We start from the raw sequence: 20,767 nt of genomic DNA, 5'->3' as shown, positions 1-20,767 counted from the left end.
CGCCTCCTATTCGGCCGCTGCGAGCTGCATGCCGGACGATCTGTCCACCAGCGGCGCGCGGAAGCTTTTCAGGCGCAGCGCGTTCGTCAATACGAAGACGCTGGAAAGCGCCATGGCTCCGGCGGCAAGGACAGGCGACAGCAGAACGCCGTTGACAGGATACAATATTCCGGCCGCCACGGGAACGAGAGCGGCATTGTAAGCGAAGGCCCAGAACAAATTCTGGCCGATATTGCGGATCGTGGCCTTGGAGAGTGCGATGGCGTTGGCCACGCCGCGCAAATCGCCGGACATCAGCACCACATCGGCGCTTTCAATGGCGACATCCGTGCCCGTGCCGATGGCAAGGCCGACATCGGCGGCGGCCAGCGCCGGCGCATCGTTGATGCCATCGCCGACAAAGGCGACACGTCGCCCGCCGGCGGCAAGCCTCTTGACGGCCTCCACCTTGCCGTCGGGCAGGACTTCCGCCACCACCTCGTCAATGCCAAGGCGGCGGGCGATGGCTTCAGCGGTGCGGCGATTGTCACCCGTGATCATCGTGACCTTGAGGCCGAGCGCATGCAGCGCCGCAATCGCCTCCGGGGTCGTCTGTTTGACCGGATCGGCAACCGCGACGATCGCGGCCAGCCTGCCATCGACGGCGGCATAAAGCGGCGACTGCCCTTCCCTGCCCAGCCGCTCGGCATCGTCTGCGAACATCGCGACATCGTAACCGAGCTTGGTCATGAACCGGTCCGCGCCCGCTTCCACCCTGCGGCCGTCGACCATGGCTGCAACACCAAATCCGGGGGTCGCCTCGAAGCCTTCCGCATCGGCAAGCGTCAGGCCGCCATGTTTCGCAGCCTCGACGATCGCTTCGGCAATCGGATGTTCGGAATGGTTCTCCAGCGAGGCGACGAGGCGCAACACCTCATCCGCATCGAAGCCCTCTGTCGTGGTAAAATGCACCAGTTTCGGTTTGCCGAGCGTCAGGGTGCCGGTCTTGTCGACGGCGATCACATCGGCATCGCGGAGCGTCTGGAGCGCATCGCCACGGCGGAACAGCACGCCCATTTCGGCGGCGCGGCCGGTGCCGACCATGATCGAGGTCGGCGTGGCAAGGCCCATGGCGCAGGGACAAGCGATGATGAGCACCGCAACCGCATTGACGAGCGCGAAGGTCAAGGCCGGATCGGGCCCGAACATGAACCAGACGATGAAGGTGACGAGTGCGGCCAGCATCACCGCCGGCACGAACCAGTTGGTCACCTTGTCCACCAGCGCCTGAATGGGCAGCTTGTCGGCCTGCGCCTCCTCGACCATGCGGATGATCTGGGCGATCAGCGTATCGGCGCCGACCTTGGTGGCGCGGAACGTGAAAGAACCGTTGCGGTTGACCGTGCCGCCGACGACTTCGGAACCCGCCGCCTTGGTGACCGGCACCGGTTCGCCCGTGATCATCGATTCATCGACATAAGAAGAGCCGCTGAGGACCAGCCCATCGACCGGTACTTTCTCGCCGGGGCGAACGACGATCACATCGCCGGTGCGCACATCCTGCAACGGCACATCGATGGTTTCGCCATCGCGCAGCACGCGGGCGGACTTGGCCTGCAGGCCGACAAGCCGCTTTATCGCCTCGCTGGTGCGGCCTTTGGCGCGCGCTTCGAGGAACCGTCCGAGAAGGATGAGCGTGACGATGACAGCTGCCGCCTCGTAATAGACATTGGCCGTGCCGCTCGGCAGGATTTTGGGCATGAAGGTTGCGACAACCGAAAATCCCCAGGCGGCGGCGGTGCCCAGCACGACGAGCGAATTCATGTCCGGCGCCAGCCGCAGAAGTGCGGGTATGCCCTTCTTGAAGAAACGCAGGCCGGGCCCGAACAGAACCAGCGTCGTCAGCGCAAATTGCAGATACCAGCTTTCCTGCATGCCGACCGTTTCCATCACGAAATCATGGATGGCAGGCACCAGATGCGACCCCATTTCCAGCACGAAAACCGGTAGCGTCAGAACAACGGCGACGGCGAGGCTGATTTTAAGGCTGCGCAGTTCCGCCTCGCGCTTGTCCTGCTCTCCATCTCTGGCTTTGTCGGCGACAACCTCGTTCGCCTTATAGCCCGCCCGTTTAATGGCATCCGAAAGGTTGGCCGCAGAGGCGGCGTTGCCGGCGACGCGGACGGTGGCGCGTTCCGTTGCCAGATTGACGCTTGCACCGGAAACACCGGAAACGGCCTTCAACGCCTTTTCGACACGTCCGACGCAGGAGGCGCAGGTCATGCCCTCAATATCGAGTTCGATGGTTTTCTCTTCGACGCTGTAACCGGCCTGCCGCACCGCCTCGATCACGGCCGGCACATCCGGCGGCCCGGAAAAGGAAATGTCGGCACGTTCCGTTGCCAGATTGACCGAAGCTTTCAGAACGCCCGGCACCTTGGCAATTGCCTTTTCAACGCGGCCGACACAGGAGGCGCATGTCATGCCATCGATCGCAATCTGATGGCTCGCCCGGATCTCCATTTGTGACATGCGTATGACCCCTCTTTTCTTGTGTTAAAAAAAAGATAGGGCTTCCCATCGTGGCAAGGTCAATAGGTTCTTTTTGATGATTTTCAAGTGACGATGCCGTGCACGTGAACGGGTGTTTTACGCCGGCTCAGAAGGTGGACACAGACGATAAGTCAGGGGAAAAAGTGGTGCGGACGGCGGGACTTGAACCCGCAAGACCAATGGTCGGCAGATTTTAAGTCTGCTGCGTCTACCGATTTCGCCACGTCCGCATTGCCGCGCCGCGTACCGTTTCGGTCGGGGCGCTGCAAAAAATCGTCATGCTTCTGGCACCCGGCACTGGGTCAGGTCCCAAACATGACTGAGCCTCATCTACACAGGCCGAACCGTTTCGGTCAACGGGGCCTCGGAGCATTTCCAGGAAAAGTAGAGCCCGGTTTTCCGTCCGGAAATGCGGCACACAAAGAGCTGGAACGTTTTCGCGATTCGAAGAAAAGCGAGAACGCTTTAGCCACACCAGGACTGATTTTTCGCCGATGCCGGATGCGCGAGCCCTTCCCGCACGAGTTGGTCGGCGAAGGATACGCCCGAACGCGAAAGCCGTTTGCGGTCCGTGGCTTGCCCGCCCGTAGCACCGGAAGATGCCACATCGAAGGCGCCGGCATTCAGCATGTCGCGAAGCCTGACCTTTGCAACGAAGCCGCGTTGCCGCTCTTCCATGCAGCGCGCCCGGTCGATCTGCGGCACTTCTATGCCGGCAAGCTGCATTTTCACGCCCTTCATCCAGAAGGTGTTGCCATCGGCCACGCAATTGTTGAGGCCGGAACGACCGCAAAAGGCAAAAGTACCGCTTTTTTCACCGAGCGAGATTTTTTCGACCGAAGGACGGGTTTCCGGCAGGATAGCGGCGACCTGACTCGGTTGCGAGGCGGATGGCATGGCGATCGGGCGCGGCGGCACCGGGCCATTGCCGGGCAGAGCCGGCGATGCGGGGCGGATGGACGCCACTTTTTCCGGCGTGACGGAATCGCGCTTGGCCGCTGTCGCGACTTTCGAAGAACTCGTGGCCGGAGATGTCGCCTTTGCAACATGCCGCTGCGGAAAAAGACTGTCGCGATGTTCGTAAGCCTGAATGCCGCCGGCAACGACGCCCAGCATCAGCACCCAGGGCCAAACGCTGCCGCCACCCGATTTCTTCGCCGTGCGGCGTCGTGCTGTCGATTTTCGATTGCTCACGATCGGACTCCTTTTTACGGAGCCGCATTATCGGCCAAAGGAGTTTCCGAAAGGTTGGCATTGCGGAGCGTTTTCGTTTTTCAGAGAATCGGGAAAACGCCCTAACCCCTTGTTTTCTCGATTTCCCGACTGGAAAGCACGCAAATGAGCTGTGGATAAACCCTCAGCGAACCTGATCGAGAAGGCGCTTGCATTCGAGGAGATCGAACAGGGCTTCCTGCAAAAGCGCCTGGTCGTCCTTGCCGATGCTCGACTTGCCGACCGATATTTCCGCATCGCCGCCGCCACCGCCGAAGCCGAAAAAACGGCCGCTTGGCTTGGCCTTCGGACGGCCGACGACCTCGTCCCCATCGGTATCGACGACACGCGGTTCGGCGACTTCCTTTTCACCGCTCGCCGCCATGATGGCTTCCATGGTCGCAAGATCACCGGAGGCGATGGCCGCCACGAAGCGGTTGCCATTGGCTTTCAGCAGCTTCTGTACACCCTTGATGGTGTAGCCATGGTCATAAAGAAGGTGACGAATGCCCTTCAGGAGATCGATATCGTCAGGGCGGTAATAACGGCGGCCCCCGCCCCGTTTCATCGGCTTGATCTGCGGAAAGCGTGTTTCCCAGAAACGCAGCACATGCTGCGGCAGGTTCAGCTCATCCGCCACTTCACTGATCGTCCGAAACGCGTCGGGGCTTTTATCCAAATTTCCACTCCCATCCGAACCGGAGCGCCATGCATCCGGCCGGACACTGAACGAGAACGCTTTTCACCCGCCGGTCAAACACCACGCAAAGTCGGTTAAGACCCCGCGCCGACGCCGTTGCGGCGAGATACAAATCACTAAAATTGATTATGATGTGAGTCGACCGGATTTCAACGGCTTGCACGTTGAAATTCAAGTATGTTCACAAGAAGAATGGGGAAAAAGGCTTGCGATACGGCAAAAAAGGCGTGTCGCTTAGACCTTGCGAGCGGGATTATGCCCCGGCCTTCTGGCCCTTCTGCTTGGCTTTGCGGGCCGTATGGGCCTTCAGAATGCGCTGCTTCAGCACGTTCGAGGCCTTGAAGGTCATGACGCGACGTGGGGAAATCGGAACTTCCTCACCCGTCTTCGGGTTGCGGCCGATACGCTCGTTCTTTTCCCGGATCTGGAATGTCGCGAAGGACGAAAGCTTGACGACTTCGCCACGCGTGATCGCGTTGCATATTTCGTCGATGATCGTTTCGACCAGTTCGGCGGATTCGGTGCGGGACAGCCCGACTTTACGAAACACAGATTCTGCAAGATCTGCGCGTGTCACTGTCTTCCCGGCCATTTTTCCCCGCAAACCGTGTCTGAACTCTTCTCTAGGAGACGCCGAGATTATTTCCCTTGTGGCGACCGGTCAAGGGATTGTTCCAGATTCATTTGAGGCTTTCGGCAATCAGTGCAAGGGCTTAGAGCGACTGATACGGTTTTGACACAGCCTCGGGCCGCTCCGGCGCTTCCGATCGGGGCGTGAGCGCGAAAATCACAACCGATTTCGCGCCATCGCCCCGGCAAAGGTGGAAATCAGGCCTTTACCAGCGCAGCAGCACCGCGCCCCAGGTGAAGCCGCCGCCCATGGCCTCCAGCATGACCAGATCGCCCTTCTTGATGCGTCCGTCACCGGCAGCAACGGCGAGCGCCAGCGGAATGGAAGCGGCCGAGGTATTGCCGTGCTGATCGACGGTGATCACGACCTTTTCCGGGTCGATGTTGAGCTTCTTTGCCGAACCGTCGATGATGCGCTTGTTGGCCTGATGCGGAACGAGCCAATCGAGATCGTCGGACGTCGTGCCCGTCGCCTCGAAGGCCTGTTCGATGACGTCGGTGATCATGCCGACGGCGTGCTTGAACACTTCCCGGCCTTCCATGCGCAGATGACCGACCGTGCCTGTGGTGGAAGGTCCGCCATCGACATAGAGCTTTTCCTTGTGCGAGCCGTCGGAGCGAAGCTGCGCCGTCAGGATGCCGCGATCGGCGGAGGTGCCCTCGCCTTCGCCAGCCTCCAGAACCAGCGCGCCGGCGCCGTCGCCGAAGAGGACGCAGGTGGTGCGGTCCTTCCAGTCGAGAATGCGCGAGAAGGTCTCGGAACCGATCACCAGAACGCGCTTGGCCATGCCGCCGCGAATATAGAGATCGGCGGTCGATACGGCATAAACGAAACCGGAGCAGACGGCCTGCATGTCGAAGGCGAAACCATGGGTCATGCCAAGACGGTTCTGGATGTTCACCGCCGTTGCCGGAAAGGTGTTATCCGGGGTCGAAGTGGCCAGAATGATGAGGTCGATATCGTCGGGCGTCAGGCCGGCATTATCGAGCGCGGCGCGCGCCGCCGCTTCGCCGAGGGACGCGGTGGTTTCACCTTCGCCGGCGATATAGCGCTGCTTGATGCCCGTGCGCTGCACGATCCATTCGTCGGAAGTCTCGACGACCCCTTCGATTTCGCTGTTGGTCATGACACGCTTCGGAAGCGCTGCCCCGAAACCACGGACTATAGAGCGGATCATTCCCTTATTCCTCGTCAGCCACGAGAGCTTCGGGCGCCGGGGGCGGAAGCCGTCTTGCGTGGTAAATCTTCAGATCATTTTCAATCTTGGCCGTCAGGCCGTTGTGGACCATGTCGTAGCCGACATCGACGGCGGAGGCAAAACCGATGGCATCCGTGCCGCCATGGCTCTTGATGACAATGCCGTTCAGGCCGAGAAACACGCCGCCATTGACCTTGCGCGGGTCCATCTTTTCCCTGAGTACGTCAAAGGCGCTTTTCGCCAGGATATAACCGATCTTGGCAAAGAAGCTGCGGGAGATCGCCTCACGCAGCAGCGTGGTGATCTGGCGGGCGGTGCCTTCGGCGGCCTTGAGCGCAATGTTGCCGGTGAAACCTTCGGTCACCACCACATCCACCGTGCCCTTGCCGATATCGTCGCCTTCGACGAAACCGCGATAATCGATGGTGGCGAGATCGGCTTCGCGGATGAGACGCCCGGCCTCACGCACCTCTTCCTGACCCTTGACCTCCTCGACGCCGACGTTGAGCAGGCCGACGGTCGGACGGTCGATATCGAAAAGCGCACGCGCCATGGCGCCGCCCATCAGGGCGAAATCCAGCAGCTGCTGGGAATCGGCGCCGATGGTCGCGCCGATGTCGAGCACGATGCTTTCGCCCTTCAGCGTCGGCCAGATGCCGGCGATTGCCGGGCGTTCCACCCGCGCCATGGTGCGCAAACAGAATTTCGCCATGGCCATCAACGCGCCGGTATTGCCGGCGGAAACGGCGACATCCGCCTCGCCGAGCTTCACGGCTTCGATGGCACGCCACATGCTGGAGACGTAGCGGCCACGGCGCAGCGCCTGGCTCGGCTTCTCATCCATGCTGACCGAGACTTCACAATCGTGAAAGACCGACTTTTCCCGAAGTGCGGGATATTGTGCCAGAATGGGGTCGCATTTGCTCTTCTGCCCGTAGAGCAGAAAAGTTACATCGTTGTGCCGTTCAAGCGCCTTGGCGGCACCGGGTATGGCAACATCTGGGCCGAAATCGCCACCCATGACGTCAATTGCAATTCTGATCACTCGTCCCTTATCCTTCTTCCCGCCAATCAGCGGTTTTGCGCGAAAATACCTTTTCCGGCCTTCGTTACAATAAAATTATTTCAGCCCAACGGGGCCATTCAGTCTTTTTTCCAATCTTTGAGCACGGCAAAGGGCGACGGGCGCTTTTCTTCTTCAGGCTCTTTTTCGGCCGCTTCGGCAAATTCCGCATCCGGTTTGCGCGGATAGGGATCGATCGCGAGTGCCGCAAATTCGGCAACCACGGCGCCGACGTCGATGCTGTCGCCGGTGAACTGGTCGGGAATATCCGGGCCGTCGGGGTCAAGCACGATCTCGCCTTCCTCATTGGTCACCATGCGCGCCAGTTTCGAACCTTCCGGAACGAAAATCTGCTCGACTGGCTCGTCGATCTTGCTCGAGATCGGCTCCAGCGTGACGACGCAGGATTGCGTTACCGCCGCATGCACTTCGCCCTTGATCTTGACGCCATCCTTCTTCCAGCGGGAAACCTGCAGCTCCGCCTTCAGATATTCGACGGAAACCACATTCCAGAATTTCGCCAGCGCCTTCAGTTCCTCAGCACTGGCTTCGAGACCAATCCTGACCGGATTGGCGGAAATATGGCCTACCTTTACGGGATAGGAAAAAGGCAGGTCGTCATTTGCAGGGTGTCGCGCGTTCATCGTGAACCTCATCGTCCAGGCAAGGGCAGCGTCAGGCTTCCGGTTGCTATTGTGTCTTCGGACTGGGCGGCAAGTTGCGTGGATGCGTCCATCATCCAGCCTGCCAGCCCCTCCATATCGGGCGCCTTTTCATCTACCTGCGGATATATATTGCGCCGGAGCGCCGCGGCAAGGGTAACGCGGTCGGAAGCATCCAGCGCCGCCGCATAGGATTCGAGCCGCCCATAGAACATGCCGGCGAATTTCTTCATGCGCTTCGGCACGCCCTGATCGCCGATTCCCAGTTCGCGGATGGAATGATCAAGGTCCTGAAAAAAGGCGTCGACGATCTCCTGGGCAATTTCCTGCCCGCTGACATCGGAGGATTTGGTGCGGCGGAAATAGAGAATCATGATGACCGACAGCATCTCGAAGCGGCCCATGACCGTATCGGGAACACCGAGATCGAGATAGAAAGCGGGCGTGCGGGCAGCGGCGGTCAAAGTCGCATATTGCCGGTCGACAATGGCGCGATTGTTGTTTTTCTTCTTGAACAGCCCGAATATCATCTTTTTTTCCGAACGGGACGGGTGAATTCGCTTACCGCCCATCGCACTTGTTGCATGATCGTCAAAGCTGGTTTACCGAAGCATCCACGAATTGCAATGCTGTCGCGGTCACGTTCGTCTTTCGCCTGAAACAGTCGAAGAGAACCGGAGGAGTTCCAAAAGACCGGGAAAGCATTGAATTTGGGGAGTGACCGGGATTTTCCGTCCCCGGATTGACACAATCATGTGCACAGACACTGTGCACCACGCAATGCCGGAAGGTGCCATTCATGATCGCAGTCGGGGAAAAGCAGTTGAGCAAGCAGAAATCCGCAAGTCACGGCAATGTTCTGAGCAAGACCGCCATCGCAATCGTGCTCGCATCCGGCCTGCTTTCCGCCTGCAGCAGCACGACCGATGTGTTCCATAACGGCTACGTCATGGACGAGCAGTCGCTCCAGCTGATCCCGGAAGGTTCGAGCCGCGAGCAGGTTCTGCTGACCATGGGCACGCCCTCCACCACCGCGACCTTCGGCAACGAGGTTTTCTATTACATCTCGCAGAAGCGCGTGCGCCGCGCGGCCTTCATGAAGCCGGCGCTGGTCGAGCAGAACATTCTCGCGATCTATTTCAACAAGGACGGCGTGATCGAGCGCAAGGCCAACTATACGCTGCAGGACGGCAAGGTCTTCGACACGATTTCGCGCACTACGCCGACGGGCGGCAAGGACCTCACCTTCCTGCAGCAGCTGCTTTCCGGCGGCACCTCGGGCGCCAATATCGCCAAGAGCATTCTGGGTCAGGGCAACAACACTCCCTGATCGGAAGAAGAAACGGAAAATTCAAAGGCCCGGGGATCGCTCCCCGGGCCTTTTCATTGGTCGGAACCTAAGCCCTCAGTGGGCAAGAACCGCCAGCAGCAACAGCGCCACGATATTGGTGATCTTGATCGCCGGGTTGACGGCTGGACCGGCGGTATCCTTGTAGGGATCGCCGACCGTATCGCCCGTCACCGACGCCTTGTGGGCGTCCGAACCCTTGACGTGGCGCACGCCGTCCTTGTCGATGAAACCGTCTTCGAAGCTCTTCTTGGCATTGTCCCATGCGCCGCCACCGGAGGTCATGGAAATCGCCACAAAGAGGCCGTTGATGATGACGCCGAGCAGCGATGCGCCAAGTGCTGCGAAGGCAGACGCCTTGGAGCCGGAAATGGCCAGCACGCCGAAATAAACGACGAGCGGCGCCAGAACCGGCAGGAGCGACGGGATGACCATTTCCTTGATCGCCGCCCGTGTCAGCAGGTCCACGGCCTTGCCGTAATCAGGCTTTTCCGTTCCAGCCATGATGCCGGGCTTTTCGCGGAACTGACGGCGCACTTCCTCGACGATCGAGCTTGCCGCCTTGCCCACCGCCGTCATGGCGATGCCGCCGAAGAGATAGGGAATGAGACCGCCGAACAGCAGGCCGGCAACCACGTAAGGATTGGCGAGGCTGAAAGAAATCTCGCCAATGTCCTTGAAGTAGGGATAGGTATCGCCATTGGCGGCGAAATAGGAGAGGTCATTGGCATAGGCGGCGAACAGCACCAGCGCACCGAGACCGGCCGAACCGATGGCATAACCCTTGGTGACGGCCTTGGTGGTGTTGCCGACGGCGTCCAGCGCATCGGTCGCCTTGCGCACGTCAGGATCGAGACCGGCCATTTCGGCGATACCGCCGGCATTGTCCGTGACCGGGCCGAAGGCGTCGAGCGCCACGATCATGCCGGCGAGGCCGAGCATGGCGGTGACCGCGATGCCCGTGCCGAACAGGCCGCCGAGCTGGTAGGTTCCGATGATGCCGCCAACGATGACGATGGCCGGCAGCGCCGTCGATTCCAGCGAGACCGCAAGGCCCTGGATGACGTTGGTGCCATGGCCCGTGACCGAGGCCTGGGCGATGGAGTTGACCGGCCGCTTGTTGGTGCCGGTATAATATTCGGTGATGACGACAATCAGCGCCGTCACGACGAGGCCTACCAATCCGCAGAAGAAGAGATTGGTGCCGGTGATTTCCATGCCGGCCACCGTGCCTACCACTCCCCAGCCGACCGTCGCATGAGTGGCGACCGCGAGACCCGCAACCGAGAAGACGCCGGTGGCGATGAGGCCCTTGTAGAGCGCCCCCATGATGGAATTGTTGGTGCCGAGCTTCACGAAGAAGGTGCCGGCAATCGAGGTCAGGATGCAGGCGCCGCAGATCGCCAGCGGATAGACCATGGCGCTTTCCAGTATCGGCGTTCCGGCAAAGAATATCGCGGCGAGAACCATGGTCGCGACGACAGAGACGGCATAGGTCTCGAAGAGGTCGGCGGCCATGCCGGCGCAGTCGCCGACATTGTCGCCGACATTGTCGGCGATGGTTGCCGGGTTGCGCGGATCGTCCTCGGGAATACCGGCCTCGACCTTGCCGACGAGATCGCCACCGACATCCGCACCCTTGGTGAAGATGCCGCCGCCGAGACGGGCGAAGATGGAGATCAGCGACGCGCCGAAGCCGAGAGACACCAGCGCATCGATCACCTCACGCGATCCGGCCGGATGGCCCATTACCGAGGTGAGGATGAAATAATAGATGGAGACGCCGAGCAGCGCGAGACCCGCCACCAGCATGCCGGTGATCGCGCCCGACTTGAAGGCGATATCGAGACCGGCGGAAAGGCTGTGCGAGGCGGCCTGCGCGGTGCGCAGATTGGCGCGCACGGAGACATGCATGCCGACGAAGCCGGCGACGCCTGAAAGCACCGCGCCGACGAGGAAGCCGATGGCTGCCATGGATGACAGAAGATACCAGGCCAGAATGGCGACGATCAGTCCGACGATGGCGATGGTGAGATACTGACGGGTGAGATAAGCCTGCGCACCTTCACGGATAAAACCTGCTATTTCACGCATACGCTCGTTGCCCTGATCGGCATCGAGAACGCTTTTGGTGGCCCATACCGCGTAAACCACGGACAGGACACCGCATAAAATTACTATGGGTATTACGGTCATGCGCACTTACCTCCCAAAAGGCCGGGTCTCACTCCCTCCCCGGCGTGGCGAAACCTTGTGCAGGGAGATGCGGACGGCCTGTCCCAAATCCCGTCTTGGGCATTTGTTCCCCTCCCAAGGAAAAATGTCCTCGGAGCGGAGATTGCGTTGGCGCGAGGTGCCGCGTCAAGCCCACAAATTTGCCTGAAACTTGAAAGGAGTAGAGTGCGGCGCGCGACTCAGGCTGCTTTTTTGCGGCTTGTCAGGACGAGCGACAGGACAAGCAGGAGGCAAAGCCGGCAACCGGCCAGATGACGAGGTTCATCACCGACCAGCCCCAGGCCGTAAACACCTTGCCGGAAGAGAAGGATGACAGCGCCACGGTGCCAAACAGCACGATATCGTGGAAACCCTGCACCTTGTCCGCCTCATGCGGGCGATAGCTGGAGGTGATGATGGCGGTTGCGCCGATGAAGCCGAAATTCCAGCCGAGGCCGAGCAGGATGAGCGCCGTCCAGAAATTCCACAGCTCTATGCCCATATGGGCAACGATGGCGCAAGCCATCAGCACGATGAGGCCCGCCGCAACGATTTTTTCCGAACCGAATCGGGAAATCAGCATGCCGGTGAAGAAGCTCGGGCCGAACATGGCGAGAACATGCCACTGGATGCCGAGCGTGGCGAGTTCGGTGGGGAAACCGCAGCCGACCACCATGGCGAGCGGTGCGCCAGTCATCATGAAGGTCATCAGGGCATAGGAACCGATGCCGCAGATCATGCCGGTGACGAAACGCTGCGTGCGGACGATTTCCGACAGCGGCCTTACCGATTCGACATGGGCGGCGGCTGCCTTGGGGTCGGGCAGTTTCAGAAACGCCAGAATGGCGATCGAAACGAGGCCGAGCGGAACGAGCGCCAGAAAAGCGCCGGCAAAAGTGACCGGCGCAAGCAGGTCCTTGCCGAAGATGGCAAGCTGCGGCCCGACGATGGCGGAAATGATGCCGCCGGCGAGTATCCAGGAGATCGCCTTCGGCTTGTAAAAGGATGGAGAGGCGTCGGCTGCGGCGAAACGGATCTTCTGTGTAAAGCCGCCGGAAATGCCGATCAGCAGGAGGCCGATGGCAAATAGCCAGAAATCCGAACGGAAGAGCGCTACGGCGGCAATGCCGCCGCCGATGGAGCACATCAGCGCACCGACCATAAAACCTGCCTTGCGGCCAAGGAAGCGGGATGCAGCCGCCACGCAGATCGCGCCAAGCGCAACGCCGATATTGAAGCCGGTGAGAGGCGCGGTCGCCAGCGACTTGTCCGCGCCGAGCAACTGATAGCCGGCAAGTGCGCCGACCGAAAAGCTCAGGGGCGCAGCCGATCCCATGATCGCCTGCGCGACGGTGAGGAGAAAGACGTTGCGCTTCGCCTCGTCCAGTTGAACTTCAAGTCCGGGGACGGAAACCGCGCTCATCTCTTCCTCACCTTGTTTTACTTCAGCGTTTTGCCTCGCCGCGCACCTGCTTGGCAATGCGGTCCAGAACCGCATTCACCAGCTTGGGCTCGTCATGCTCGAAGAAAGCACGGGCGATTTCAACATATTCCGTGACGATGACGGCGACCGGCACATCCTTGCGCTCCAGAATCTCGAAAGTGCCTGCACGCAGGATGGCGCGCACGGTGGCATCGAGGCGCGACAGCGGCCAGTCTTCCAGAAGGGCGGAGCGAACCAGCGGGTCGATCTTGGTCTGATCGCGGACAACGCCGGAGACGATGGAACGGAACCAGGACGGGTCGGCTTTCAGATAGGTGTCGCCGTCGACTTCCTGCCCGAGACGGTGCGCCTCATATTCGGCCACGACTTCCATAACGCCGGTTCCGCCGACATCCATCTGGTAAAGCGCCTGCACGGCCGCAAGGCGGGCCGCGCCGCGCTGGTTGGCGGGCTTTACCGAAGGCTGGCGCGGTTCGCCGCCATTTTCAACATTCGACATGCGTTCAGCCACCCAGTTTTTTCTTCAGCTCGATCATCGTCAGCGCCGCACGCGCCGCGAAACCGCCCTTATCCTTGTCGGAACGACGCACGCGTGCCCATGCCTGCTCGTCATTCTCGACGGTGAGGATGCCGTTGCCGATCGGCAGCGATTCGCTGACGGCGAGATCCATCAGGGCGCGGGAGGATTCGTTGGAGACGATGTCGAAGTGGTAGGTCTCGCCACGGATTACCATGCCGAGCGCAACGAAACCGTCATATTCCGTGCCGTCATTGTCAGCACCATCAAGCGCCATGGCGATGGCGGCGGGGATTTCCAGCGCGCCGGGAACGGTAATGACGTCATAGGTGGCGCCGGCCTCATCGAGCGCGAATTTCGCGCCTTCGAGAAGGGCATCCGCCATATCGTCGTAAAAACGTGCTTCCACGATAAGAAGATGGGGTTTGGACATGATATTTTCCTGAAAAGCTTAATGCCGGATCATACCGGCTTTTGCGGCGGTCAAACCACGGCTGGCCATTTTTGGCAAGTAATTTCATGTGTCAGCGGCGCAAGAGGCCGCGTTTGCGGGGCATTTGGCCGGGTTTCACGCCTTCCGGCGCGGCTTCGCGTCAATCAGGTTTTCTGGAAGGCGAGATGGACGCCAAGCCCCATCAGCACCGTTCCGGCAGCGCGGCGAGCGAGCACCTGCACCGCGCCGGAACGCTTCAAACGCCCGACCATGGCGCCCGCCAGAAGTACGCCGACAAGATCGGCCGAGGAAAAAATGAAATTGACGGCAATGCCGAGGATCAGCAATTGCAGCCAGACCGGAAAGGCCGCCGCAGGGTCCACGAATTGCGGGAGGAAGGCCAGAAAAAACAGCGCCGTCTTCGGATTGAGAACATCGACGATGATGCTGTCGATAAAGGCGCGGCGGGCCGATTTCGGCTCGATGGTCAGATTGACCGCCTCGCCTTCAAGCTTGCTGCGCAGCATCGAGAAGCCGAGCCAGACGAGATACAGCGCGCCGCAGAGCTTCACGGCGAGATAAAGCCACGGGACGGCCTGAAACAGTACCGAAAGCCCTGCCGCAGAGGCAAAAATGTGGAAATAGCAGCCGACATGGATACCAAGCACCGCCATCAGCCCGGCAAACCGGCCGCGCGCCATGGTCTGCGCCGCCGCATAAAGCATGGCCGGACCGGGAATATAGGCGAACAAGGCGGTGGTTATGAAAAAGGCTGTCAGCAGTTCGAAGGACGGCATGATGTATTTCCCCTACCCCGTTTGGCTCGCGGTCGATATCAAACGGCCTAAAAAGTCTTATAGCGTTTCCGGCTTCATCGAAAGCGGGTGCTTGAGAACAATTGCAATATGCCGCGATTTCAGGTGTTGGCCACTCCCCTTTCCGTCATTCCGGCCTCGAGCCGGAATCCAGTCGACGCGCGTCTGCGCGGCGGGAAAAGTTCTTTCAGCCCAAAGACTTGGGCTGGCTGGATTCCGGCTCAAGGCCGGAATGACGGAGGAGGCGTCGGTGCGTCATCCTCTCCAAAGCATCGCCACATTACGCCGACGGAAATTCCGCAAGCCTTGCGGCATAACGCGCCATGGTATCGACTTCGAAATTCACGAAATCGCCCGGCTGGCGTTCGCCCCATGTGGTGACGGTCAGCGTGTGGCGGATCAGCAGCACGTCGAAATCCGTGCCTTCGACGGCGTTGACGGTCAGCGAGGTGCCGTCGAGCGCCACGGAACCCTTGGGCGCCACGAATTTCGCCAGATGCTCCGGCGCGCGCAGGCGAATGCGCACCGCCTCCCCTTCCGGCTCCACCGAAAGGATTTCCGCCCTGCCATCGACATGGCCGGAAACGATGTGGCCGCCAAGCTCATCGCCGATCTTGAGCGCCCGCTCCAGATTGACGTGGGTGCCCTTTTGCCAGCCGGCAATCGTCGTCAGGCGCAGCGCCTCTTCCCAGGCCTCGACCTCGTACCAGCGCTCATTGCTGCCGTCTTCCGGCAGTCTCGTCACCGTCAGGCAGACGCCGCCATGGGAGATCGATGCGCCCATATCGATGGTCTTGGGATCGTAATTGGTCGCCACCCGCAGACGCACGCCTTCCGCCAGGGCTTCCAGCTCGGAAACGGTTCCAACGTCGGTGACAATTCCGGTAAACATCAAATCGGCCTTTCATAATCGAAGCAGCGATCCGGCCCATAGGCGGTTTCGCTGACCAGAGCATAGTCGCCCGGAATATCGGCACGGTTGAGCGGCGTTTCAATGCCGCCCTCACCGATCACGACCGGGCTTTCGAACAGCATGATACGGTCCACCAGCCCGGCTTCAAGGAATGATTTTGCGGCAAAGGCGCCGCCTTCGACCAGAAGTTCCGACATGCCGCTTTCGGCGAGGATGTGGAGGAGGTTTTCGAGGGTTGTCGCTTCGAGAATCTGGACGCCAGCGTCGGTGAGGAGTTGGCGTCGGTGGTCGCGGTTACCCCCCTCTGCCCTGCCGGGCATCTCCCCCTCAAGGGGGGAGATCGGCAAGGGGCTGTCCGCTCGGTCAAATTGCGCTTGTGGTGCACCCTCTCTGGCCGTCGATGCAGGGCGGAGCGGCGCTCCATCGATCTCCCCCCTTGAGGGGGAGATGCCCGGCAGGGCAGAGGGGGGTATCGCCGCAACGATCACCGGCACCTCCCGCGCAGTCCTCACCAGCTTCGATGTCAGCGGCAACTCAAAATGCCGATCCAGCACGATGCGAACCGGCGAGCGATCCTCGAGACCAGCTATTCGCACCGTCAGTTCCGGATCGTCAGCAATCGCCGTGCCAATCCCCACAAGAATGCAATCGCAACGCGCCCGAAGTTCATGCACGGCATGGCGCGCCTCGGGACCGGTAATTGCTACCTGCCCCTCACCTTTCCTGCCAATCATGCCATCGGCGGAAACGGCAAGTTTCAGAATCACATGCGGGCGTTTTTTCACCTGACGCGTGAGGTAACCGGCCAGCGCCCTCTTACCCTCATCCCGCAACAGGCCGGTTTCCACGAGAATGCCGGCATCCCGTAAAATCGTATAACCACGGCCGGAAACGCGCTCGTCCGGATCATCCACCGCCACCACGACGCGGGCGACGCCGTATTCCACCAGGGCATTGGCGCAGGGCGGGGTCTTGCCCCAGTGGGAACAGGGTTCGAGCGTCACATAGGCGGTCGCGCCGCGTGCCGCCTCGCCGGCGATTTCCAGCGCCTGCCGTTCGGCATGCGGGCGGCCGCCAATGGCGGTCACGGCTTCGGCGATGATTTGCCCGTCTTTGACGAGCACGCAGCCGACGGAGGGATTGGTAAGCGTCTGGCCCTGATGGCGGAGAGAAACCTCGATTGCCCGGGCCATGAATCTTTCGTCATCGGCGCGGGTGGTCACGGCTAGACTCCGGCGTCCGTATCGCGGGCGATCTTGGCGTTGATTTCGGCGATGACGTTTTCGAAATCCTCGGCATGGCTGAAATCGCGATAGACCGAGGCGTAACGCACGAAGGCCACGTCATCGAGGCTCTTCAGTGCTTCGAGAACCTGCAGGCCGATTTCTTCCGAGGGAATTTCCGTCTCGCCCGAACTTTCCAGGCGACGAACGATGCCGGAGACGGCGCGCTCGATCCGGTCACGGTCGACCGGGCGCTTGCGCAGCGCGATCTCGAAGGATCGCACCAGCTTTTCCCGGTCGAAGGGCAGCTTACGGCCGCTTTTCTTGATGACCATCAGCTCGCGCAGTTGCACGCGCTCATAGGTCGTGAAGCGGCCGCCGCAATCGGGGCAGATGCGCCGCCGGCGGATGGAGGTATTGTCCTCCGCCGGACGCGAGTCCTTGACCTGCGTGTCTTCAGAACCGCAAAAAGGGCAGCGCATCTTCGTCCTTTCTCTTACATGTACGGATACATGGGGAAACGGTCCGTCAGGCCGACGACCTTTTCACGCACCGCAGCTTCGACGGCGGCGTTGCCCTCATCCGAATTGGCAACCTTCAGACCATCGAGAACCTCGACGATCAGCTTGCCGATTTCGCGGAATTCCGCTTCCTTGAAACCGCGCGTCGTGCCGGCTGGCGTGCCGAGACGGACACCGGAGGTGACGAAGGGCTTTTCCGGATCGAAAGGAATGCCGTTCTTGTTGCAGGTGATGTAAGCGCGGCCGAGCGCTGCTTCCGCGCGCTTGCCGGTGGCGTTCTTCTTGCGAAGATCGACCAGCATCAGGTGGTTATCGGTGCCGCCGGAGACGACATCCAGACCGCCTTCGACCAGCGTTTCGGCCAGCGCCTTGGCGTTCTTGACGACCTGAGCGGCATAGTCCTTGAATTCCGGCTTCAGAGCTTCACCGAAGGCGACCGCCTTGGCGGCGATGACATGCATCAGCGGGCCGCCCTGCAGACCGGGGAAGACGGCCGAGTTGAACTTCTTGGCCAGATCCTCGTCATTGGTGAGGATCATGCCGCCGCGCGGGCCGCGCAGCGATTTGTGCGTGGTGGTGGTGGCGACATGGCAGTGCGGGAACGGCGACGGATGCTGGCCACCGGCGACGAGGCCGGCGATGTGGGCCATGTCGACCATCAGATAGGCGCCGACTTCATCGGCGATCTCGCGGAAACGCTTCCAGTCCCAGACACGCGAATAGGCGGTGCCGCCGGCGAGAATGAGCTTCGGCTTGTGTTCCTTGGCCTTACGCTCCACCTCGTCCATGTCGAGCAGGTTGTCGCCTTCACGCACGCCGTAGGAGACGACATTGAACCACTTGCCGGACATGTTGACCGGCGAACCATGCGTCAGGTGGCCTCCCGAGTTCAGATCGAGACCCATGAAGGTATCGCCCGGCTGCAGGAGCGCGAGGAACACGGCCTGGTTCATCTGCGAACCGGAGTTCGGCTGCACGTTGGCGAAGTTGACGCCGAACAGCTTCTTGGCGCGTTCGATGGCGAGTTCTTCAGCGATGTCGACGAACTGGCAGCCGCCGTAATAACGCTTGCCCGGATAACCTTCCGCATATTTGTTGGTCATGATCGAACCCTGCGCTTCGAGCACGGCGCGGGAAACGATGTTTTCCGAGGCGATCAGTTCGATCTCGTGGCGCTGGCGTCCCAGTTCCTTCTCGATCGCGCCAAAAATTTCCGGATCGACATCGGCAAGCGGACGGGAGAAGAAAGCATCTGTGTTCGACATGGTGAAGGCTCCTGAAACAGTAATGCGATGGCGTCTTAGCGCCCTGCCCCGACAAGAGCAATACGGGCAGCGAGATTTGCCCGTCAAACTGCGACGTTGCGACAAAAAACGACAGTTGTTTTTTTAAAGTAGCGGTGAGAGGAGAAAAAGCCGCACGCAGCGGGGAGGATCAGACTTGTGAGGAAAGGCGACAAGCTTTCCTCCCGTCATGCCGGTCCCCGGAACAAGCCCGAGGATGATCCGGCATCCAGCCACGGCGCGTCTGCGCCGTGAAAAGACTCTCTCGCGATCAAGGACTTGATCGCACTGGACCCCGGATCAGGCCCGGGGTGACGGCGTATGAGGGCTACGCCGCACCCGGCGAAGCGCGGCCTTCATTCGTGGTAAGAAACTGACAGCAAAGCCGGATCAGTTGCGCGGCAACAGATCGTCATCCACCGGGCCGGCGGGCTGTTCCATGCCGCTCGTGGTGTTGAGCGCCAGTTCGGCATTGCCGTCCTTTTCATAGATGTCGTCGCGGAACTGCACCACGCCGTCCTTCGCCGACCAGGCGGTGATGTAGACGAAATAGACCGGGATTTCCTGCGCCAGCTTGATCGGCGTGTTGACGCGGGTGGCGATGACGCGTTCCATTTCCTGACGCGACCAGCCGGGCGTGTCGCGCAGCAGCCAGCTCGTCAGGTCGCGCACGTTCTGCACGCGCACGCAGCCGGAGGATTCGAAACGCATCAGCTTGTTGAACAGGCCCTGCTGCGGCGTGTCGTGCATATATTCGTTGTTCGGATTGTGGAAGTTGATCTTCGTGGACGACATGGCGTTGATCTTGCCGGGGTCCTGACGGAACATCAGGTTCGGCGCCTTGGGCGCGAACCAGTCGACTGCGGTCGGCGAAACTTCCTGTCCCTTGCCGTCGATGAGGCGGATGTTGTTCCGCTCCAGATAGGTCGGGTCCTTCTGCATCAGCGGCACGATGTCCTTTTCGACGATCGAGCGCGGCGCTGTCCAGTAAGGGTTGAGGATGACCTCGTAAATCTTGGAATTGATGACATGGGTCGGGCGGCTGGCGCGGCCGACAACGGCCGTGTTGCGCAGCACGACGCGTTCATTTTCAACGGCTTCGATGGCGGCGGCAGGAATGTTCACCATCAGGTGACGCTGGCCGAGATCGCCGGACATGGACTGGATGCGAACGAGGTTGGTCTGCAGCTGCGCCAGACGGATCTGCGCGGAAACATTGAGCGCCTTCGTGGTGTATTCGCCGCTGACGCCATCGGCCGGAAGGCCATGACGGGCCTGAAAACGCTTCAGCGCGCCATCGACGTAACTATCGAAGGCGCTGGAAATGCCGGCTTCGCGCGGCAGGTCGCCAGACACCATCAGTCGCTGGCGAAGCGCCTGCACGGAAGGATCCGAGACGCCGATCTGGAGACGCTGCTGGGACGCGGGCACTTCCGGCCAGCCGCCATTCTGCACGATCTGCTGATATTGCATGATCGCCTGCTGCATGTAGACCGGCGCTTCGCGTCCGAGAACCGGATTGTTGGAAACGACGCCCACGGCCGAACGCGACGTATTGGCGTCGAACTGGTCATCCCAGTTGCCGCGGCGCGAAGAGCCCATGAGATCGTTGAGCGCGTTCTGCGCAAAGGCCGGCGCGGCAAGCGCGGCGGCGCCAACGGAAACGGCCGAACGCAGAAGCGCGCGGCGCGATACGGAATCGGAAACGGATTTCTTTGTCATTCTACCTACCAGCCACTCTCTTCGGCATTCTGAACAATGCCTAAATCAATATGATTAACAAACACGTACAACGTGCCTGCCGGCCGGGATTACCTGATAAGCATGATCAGGGTGCTGGTGTCTGGCAGTACAATCGGCACTTGCCGCAACAACAGGAGAAAAAGCCGGCTCCTTAGACTTGCGCGTCCCATATCAATATGGCCGATTCGTGTCACGGCCCTCTTCTCACGAAGCTGTGTTCCCCTGAAAAACAGGGCGAAGGCTTTGCGGATGGTCGGGCTTGACAGGCAGAGAAGCGTGGCGCCAGGGCGCGGAATCCGCAAGCCGGGAGCAAAG

Annotated in this window: 18 protein-coding genes, 1 tRNA gene and 1 pseudogene; 1 reads left to right on the top strand and 19 read right to left on the bottom strand. The window is 60.6% G+C overall.

Going from position 1 to position 20,767, the window contains the following annotated elements; genetic code table 11:
* Nucleotides 1-6 precede the first annotated feature (6 nt).
* The 9 genes from L901_RS00820 to L901_RS00780 all read right to left on the bottom strand — a co-directional run bounded on the left by L901_RS00820 (nucleotide 7) and on the right by L901_RS00780 (nucleotide 8,528).
* Nucleotides 7-2,511, bottom strand: coding sequence for a heavy metal translocating P-type ATPase (locus tag L901_RS00820; RefSeq protein WP_059752554.1), 2,505 nt, complete (start codon nucleotides 2,509-2,511; stop codon nucleotides 7-9).
* 165 nt (nucleotides 2,512-2,676) lie between these two features.
* Nucleotides 2,677-2,762 (bottom strand) — tRNA-Leu (locus tag L901_RS00815).
* A gap of 235 nt (nucleotides 2,763-2,997) precedes the next feature.
* Nucleotides 2,998-3,726 carry a hypothetical protein gene (locus L901_RS00810; protein ID WP_059752551.1) on the bottom strand — a complete coding sequence of 243 codons (729 nt, stop codon included), beginning with the start codon at nucleotides 3,724-3,726 and terminating at the stop codon, nucleotides 2,998-3,000.
* A gap of 163 nt (nucleotides 3,727-3,889) precedes the next feature.
* The gene (locus tag L901_RS00805; protein WP_003520813.1) at nucleotides 3,890-4,423 is read right to left on the bottom strand and encodes a MerR family transcriptional regulator; all 534 of its coding nucleotides are present in this window, start codon (nucleotides 4,421-4,423) and stop codon (nucleotides 3,890-3,892) included.
* A gap of 274 nt (nucleotides 4,424-4,697) precedes the next feature.
* Nucleotides 4,698-5,036 (bottom strand): integration host factor subunit alpha, encoded by a 339-nt coding sequence (locus L901_RS00800; protein ID WP_003502236.1) that lies wholly within the window; start codon nucleotides 5,034-5,036, stop codon nucleotides 4,698-4,700.
* 244 nt (nucleotides 5,037-5,280) lie between these two features.
* Nucleotides 5,281-6,252: a beta-ketoacyl-ACP synthase III gene (locus L901_RS00795; protein WP_059752548.1), complete on the bottom strand. Its 972-nt coding sequence runs from the start codon at nucleotides 6,250-6,252 to the stop codon at nucleotides 5,281-5,283.
* 4 nt (nucleotides 6,253-6,256) lie between these two features.
* Nucleotides 6,257-7,318 (bottom strand): phosphate acyltransferase PlsX, encoded by a 1,062-nt coding sequence (gene plsX, locus L901_RS00790; protein ID WP_035261625.1) that lies wholly within the window; start codon nucleotides 7,316-7,318, stop codon nucleotides 6,257-6,259.
* 98 nt (nucleotides 7,319-7,416) lie between these two features.
* Entirely contained in the window at nucleotides 7,417-7,980 is a 564-nt protein-coding gene (locus L901_RS00785; protein ID WP_059753164.1) for a DUF177 domain-containing protein, read from the bottom strand.
* 8 nt (nucleotides 7,981-7,988) lie between these two features.
* Complete coding sequence (locus tag L901_RS00780; RefSeq protein WP_059752546.1) at nucleotides 7,989-8,528, bottom strand: ubiquinol-cytochrome C chaperone family protein; 540 nt, start codon at nucleotides 8,526-8,528, stop codon at nucleotides 7,989-7,991.
* Between the two features lie 269 nt (nucleotides 8,529-8,797).
* On the opposite strand from L901_RS00780, the gene L901_RS00775 reads away from it, so the two are divergent.
* Entirely contained in the window at nucleotides 8,798-9,328 is a 531-nt protein-coding gene (locus L901_RS00775) for an outer membrane protein assembly factor BamE (RefSeq protein ID WP_003520808.1), read from the top strand.
* Nucleotides 9,329-9,403: 75 nt separating this feature from the next.
* Here the strand turns inward: L901_RS00775 and L901_RS00770 are convergent, their stop codons facing one another.
* From L901_RS00770 to L901_RS00725, 10 genes and pseudogenes are all read right to left on the bottom strand, one after another.
* Nucleotides 9,404-11,542, bottom strand: coding sequence for a sodium-translocating pyrophosphatase (locus L901_RS00770; protein ID WP_059752544.1), 2,139 nt, complete (start codon nucleotides 11,540-11,542; stop codon nucleotides 9,404-9,406).
* Nucleotides 11,543-11,760: 218 nt separating this feature from the next.
* Nucleotides 11,761-12,983, bottom strand: a pseudogene (locus tag L901_RS00765) (MFS transporter).
* 22 nt (nucleotides 12,984-13,005) lie between these two features.
* On the bottom strand, nucleotides 13,006-13,503 hold the full coding sequence (nusB, locus tag L901_RS00760) for a transcription antitermination factor NusB (protein WP_004441180.1): 498 nt from the start codon (nucleotides 13,501-13,503) through the stop codon (nucleotides 13,006-13,008).
* Between the two features lie 4 nt (nucleotides 13,504-13,507).
* Nucleotides 13,508-13,954, bottom strand: a complete 447-nt coding sequence (locus L901_RS00755) for a 6,7-dimethyl-8-ribityllumazine synthase (RefSeq protein ID WP_020809943.1) — start codon at nucleotides 13,952-13,954, stop codon at nucleotides 13,508-13,510.
* Between the two features lie 164 nt (nucleotides 13,955-14,118).
* Complete coding sequence (locus L901_RS00750) at nucleotides 14,119-14,751, bottom strand: LysE family translocator (RefSeq protein WP_020809944.1); 633 nt, start codon at nucleotides 14,749-14,751, stop codon at nucleotides 14,119-14,121.
* 298 nt (nucleotides 14,752-15,049) lie between these two features.
* Nucleotides 15,050-15,661 carry a riboflavin synthase gene (locus L901_RS00745; RefSeq protein ID WP_059752541.1) on the bottom strand — a complete coding sequence of 204 codons (612 nt, stop codon included), beginning with the start codon at nucleotides 15,659-15,661 and terminating at the stop codon, nucleotides 15,050-15,052.
* The gene (gene ribD, locus L901_RS00740) at nucleotides 15,661-16,905 is read right to left on the bottom strand and encodes a bifunctional diaminohydroxyphosphoribosylaminopyrimidine deaminase/5-amino-6-(5-phosphoribosylamino)uracil reductase RibD (protein WP_059752539.1); all 1,245 of its coding nucleotides are present in this window, start codon (nucleotides 16,903-16,905) and stop codon (nucleotides 15,661-15,663) included. The genes L901_RS00745 and ribD overlap by 1 nt, the downstream gene beginning before the upstream one ends.
* A gap of 2 nt (nucleotides 16,906-16,907) precedes the next feature.
* Nucleotides 16,908-17,387, bottom strand: a complete 480-nt coding sequence (nrdR, locus tag L901_RS00735; protein ID WP_003496675.1) for a transcriptional regulator NrdR — start codon at nucleotides 17,385-17,387, stop codon at nucleotides 16,908-16,910.
* Nucleotides 17,388-17,401: 14 nt separating this feature from the next.
* On the bottom strand, nucleotides 17,402-18,691 hold the full coding sequence (gene glyA, locus L901_RS00730; protein WP_020809946.1) for a serine hydroxymethyltransferase: 1,290 nt from the start codon (nucleotides 18,689-18,691) through the stop codon (nucleotides 17,402-17,404).
* A gap of 408 nt (nucleotides 18,692-19,099) precedes the next feature.
* Complete coding sequence (locus L901_RS00725) at nucleotides 19,100-20,431, bottom strand: murein L,D-transpeptidase (protein ID WP_003520799.1); 1,332 nt, start codon at nucleotides 20,429-20,431, stop codon at nucleotides 19,100-19,102.
* Between the last annotated feature and the right edge of the window lie 336 nt (nucleotides 20,432-20,767).

This window comes from Agrobacterium sp. D14, assembly GCF_001526505.1.
In the GTDB taxonomy this organism is placed as follows: domain Bacteria; phylum Pseudomonadota; class Alphaproteobacteria; order Rhizobiales; family Rhizobiaceae; genus Agrobacterium; species Agrobacterium leguminum.
Note: the sequence above shows the minus strand (reverse complement) of the source record. Positions and strands in the feature narration are given on the sequence as shown.

Coding starts and splice junctions, on each gene's coding strand:
- L901_RS00725 (WP_003520799.1), bottom strand. CDS start 20,431: ATGACAAAGAAATCCGTTTCCGATTCCGTATCGCGCCGCGCGCTTCTG.
- glyA (WP_020809946.1), bottom strand. CDS start 18,691: ATGTCGAACACAGATGCTTTCTTCTCCCGTCCGCTTGCCGATGTCGAT.
- L901_RS00770 (WP_059752544.1), bottom strand. CDS start 11,542: ATGACCGTAATACCCATAGTAATTTTATGCGGTGTCCTGTCCGTGGTT.
- L901_RS00750 (WP_020809944.1), bottom strand. CDS start 14,751: ATGCCGTCCTTCGAACTGCTGACAGCCTTTTTCATAACCACCGCCTTG.
- nusB (WP_004441180.1), bottom strand. CDS start 13,503: ATGTCGAATGTTGAAAATGGCGGCGAACCGCGCCAGCCTTCGGTAAAG.
- L901_RS00780 (WP_059752546.1), bottom strand. CDS start 8,528: ATGATATTCGGGCTGTTCAAGAAGAAAAACAACAATCGCGCCATTGTC.
- nrdR (WP_003496675.1), bottom strand. CDS start 17,387: ATGCGCTGCCCTTTTTGCGGTTCTGAAGACACGCAGGTCAAGGACTCG.
- L901_RS00785 (WP_059753164.1), bottom strand. CDS start 7,980: ATGAACGCGCGACACCCTGCAAATGACGACCTGCCTTTTTCCTATCCC.
- L901_RS00795 (WP_059752548.1), bottom strand. CDS start 6,252: ATGATCCGCTCTATAGTCCGTGGTTTCGGGGCAGCGCTTCCGAAGCGT.
- L901_RS00775 (WP_003520808.1), top strand. CDS start 8,798: ATGATCGCAGTCGGGGAAAAGCAGTTGAGCAAGCAGAAATCCGCAAGT.
- L901_RS00755 (WP_020809943.1), bottom strand. CDS start 13,954: ATGTCCAAACCCCATCTTCTTATCGTGGAAGCACGTTTTTACGACGAT.
- L901_RS00800 (WP_003502236.1), bottom strand. CDS start 5,036: ATGGCCGGGAAGACAGTGACACGCGCAGATCTTGCAGAATCTGTGTTT.
- L901_RS00820 (WP_059752554.1), bottom strand. CDS start 2,511: ATGTCACAAATGGAGATCCGGGCGAGCCATCAGATTGCGATCGATGGC.
- L901_RS00745 (WP_059752541.1), bottom strand. CDS start 15,661: ATGTTTACCGGAATTGTCACCGACGTTGGAACCGTTTCCGAGCTGGAA.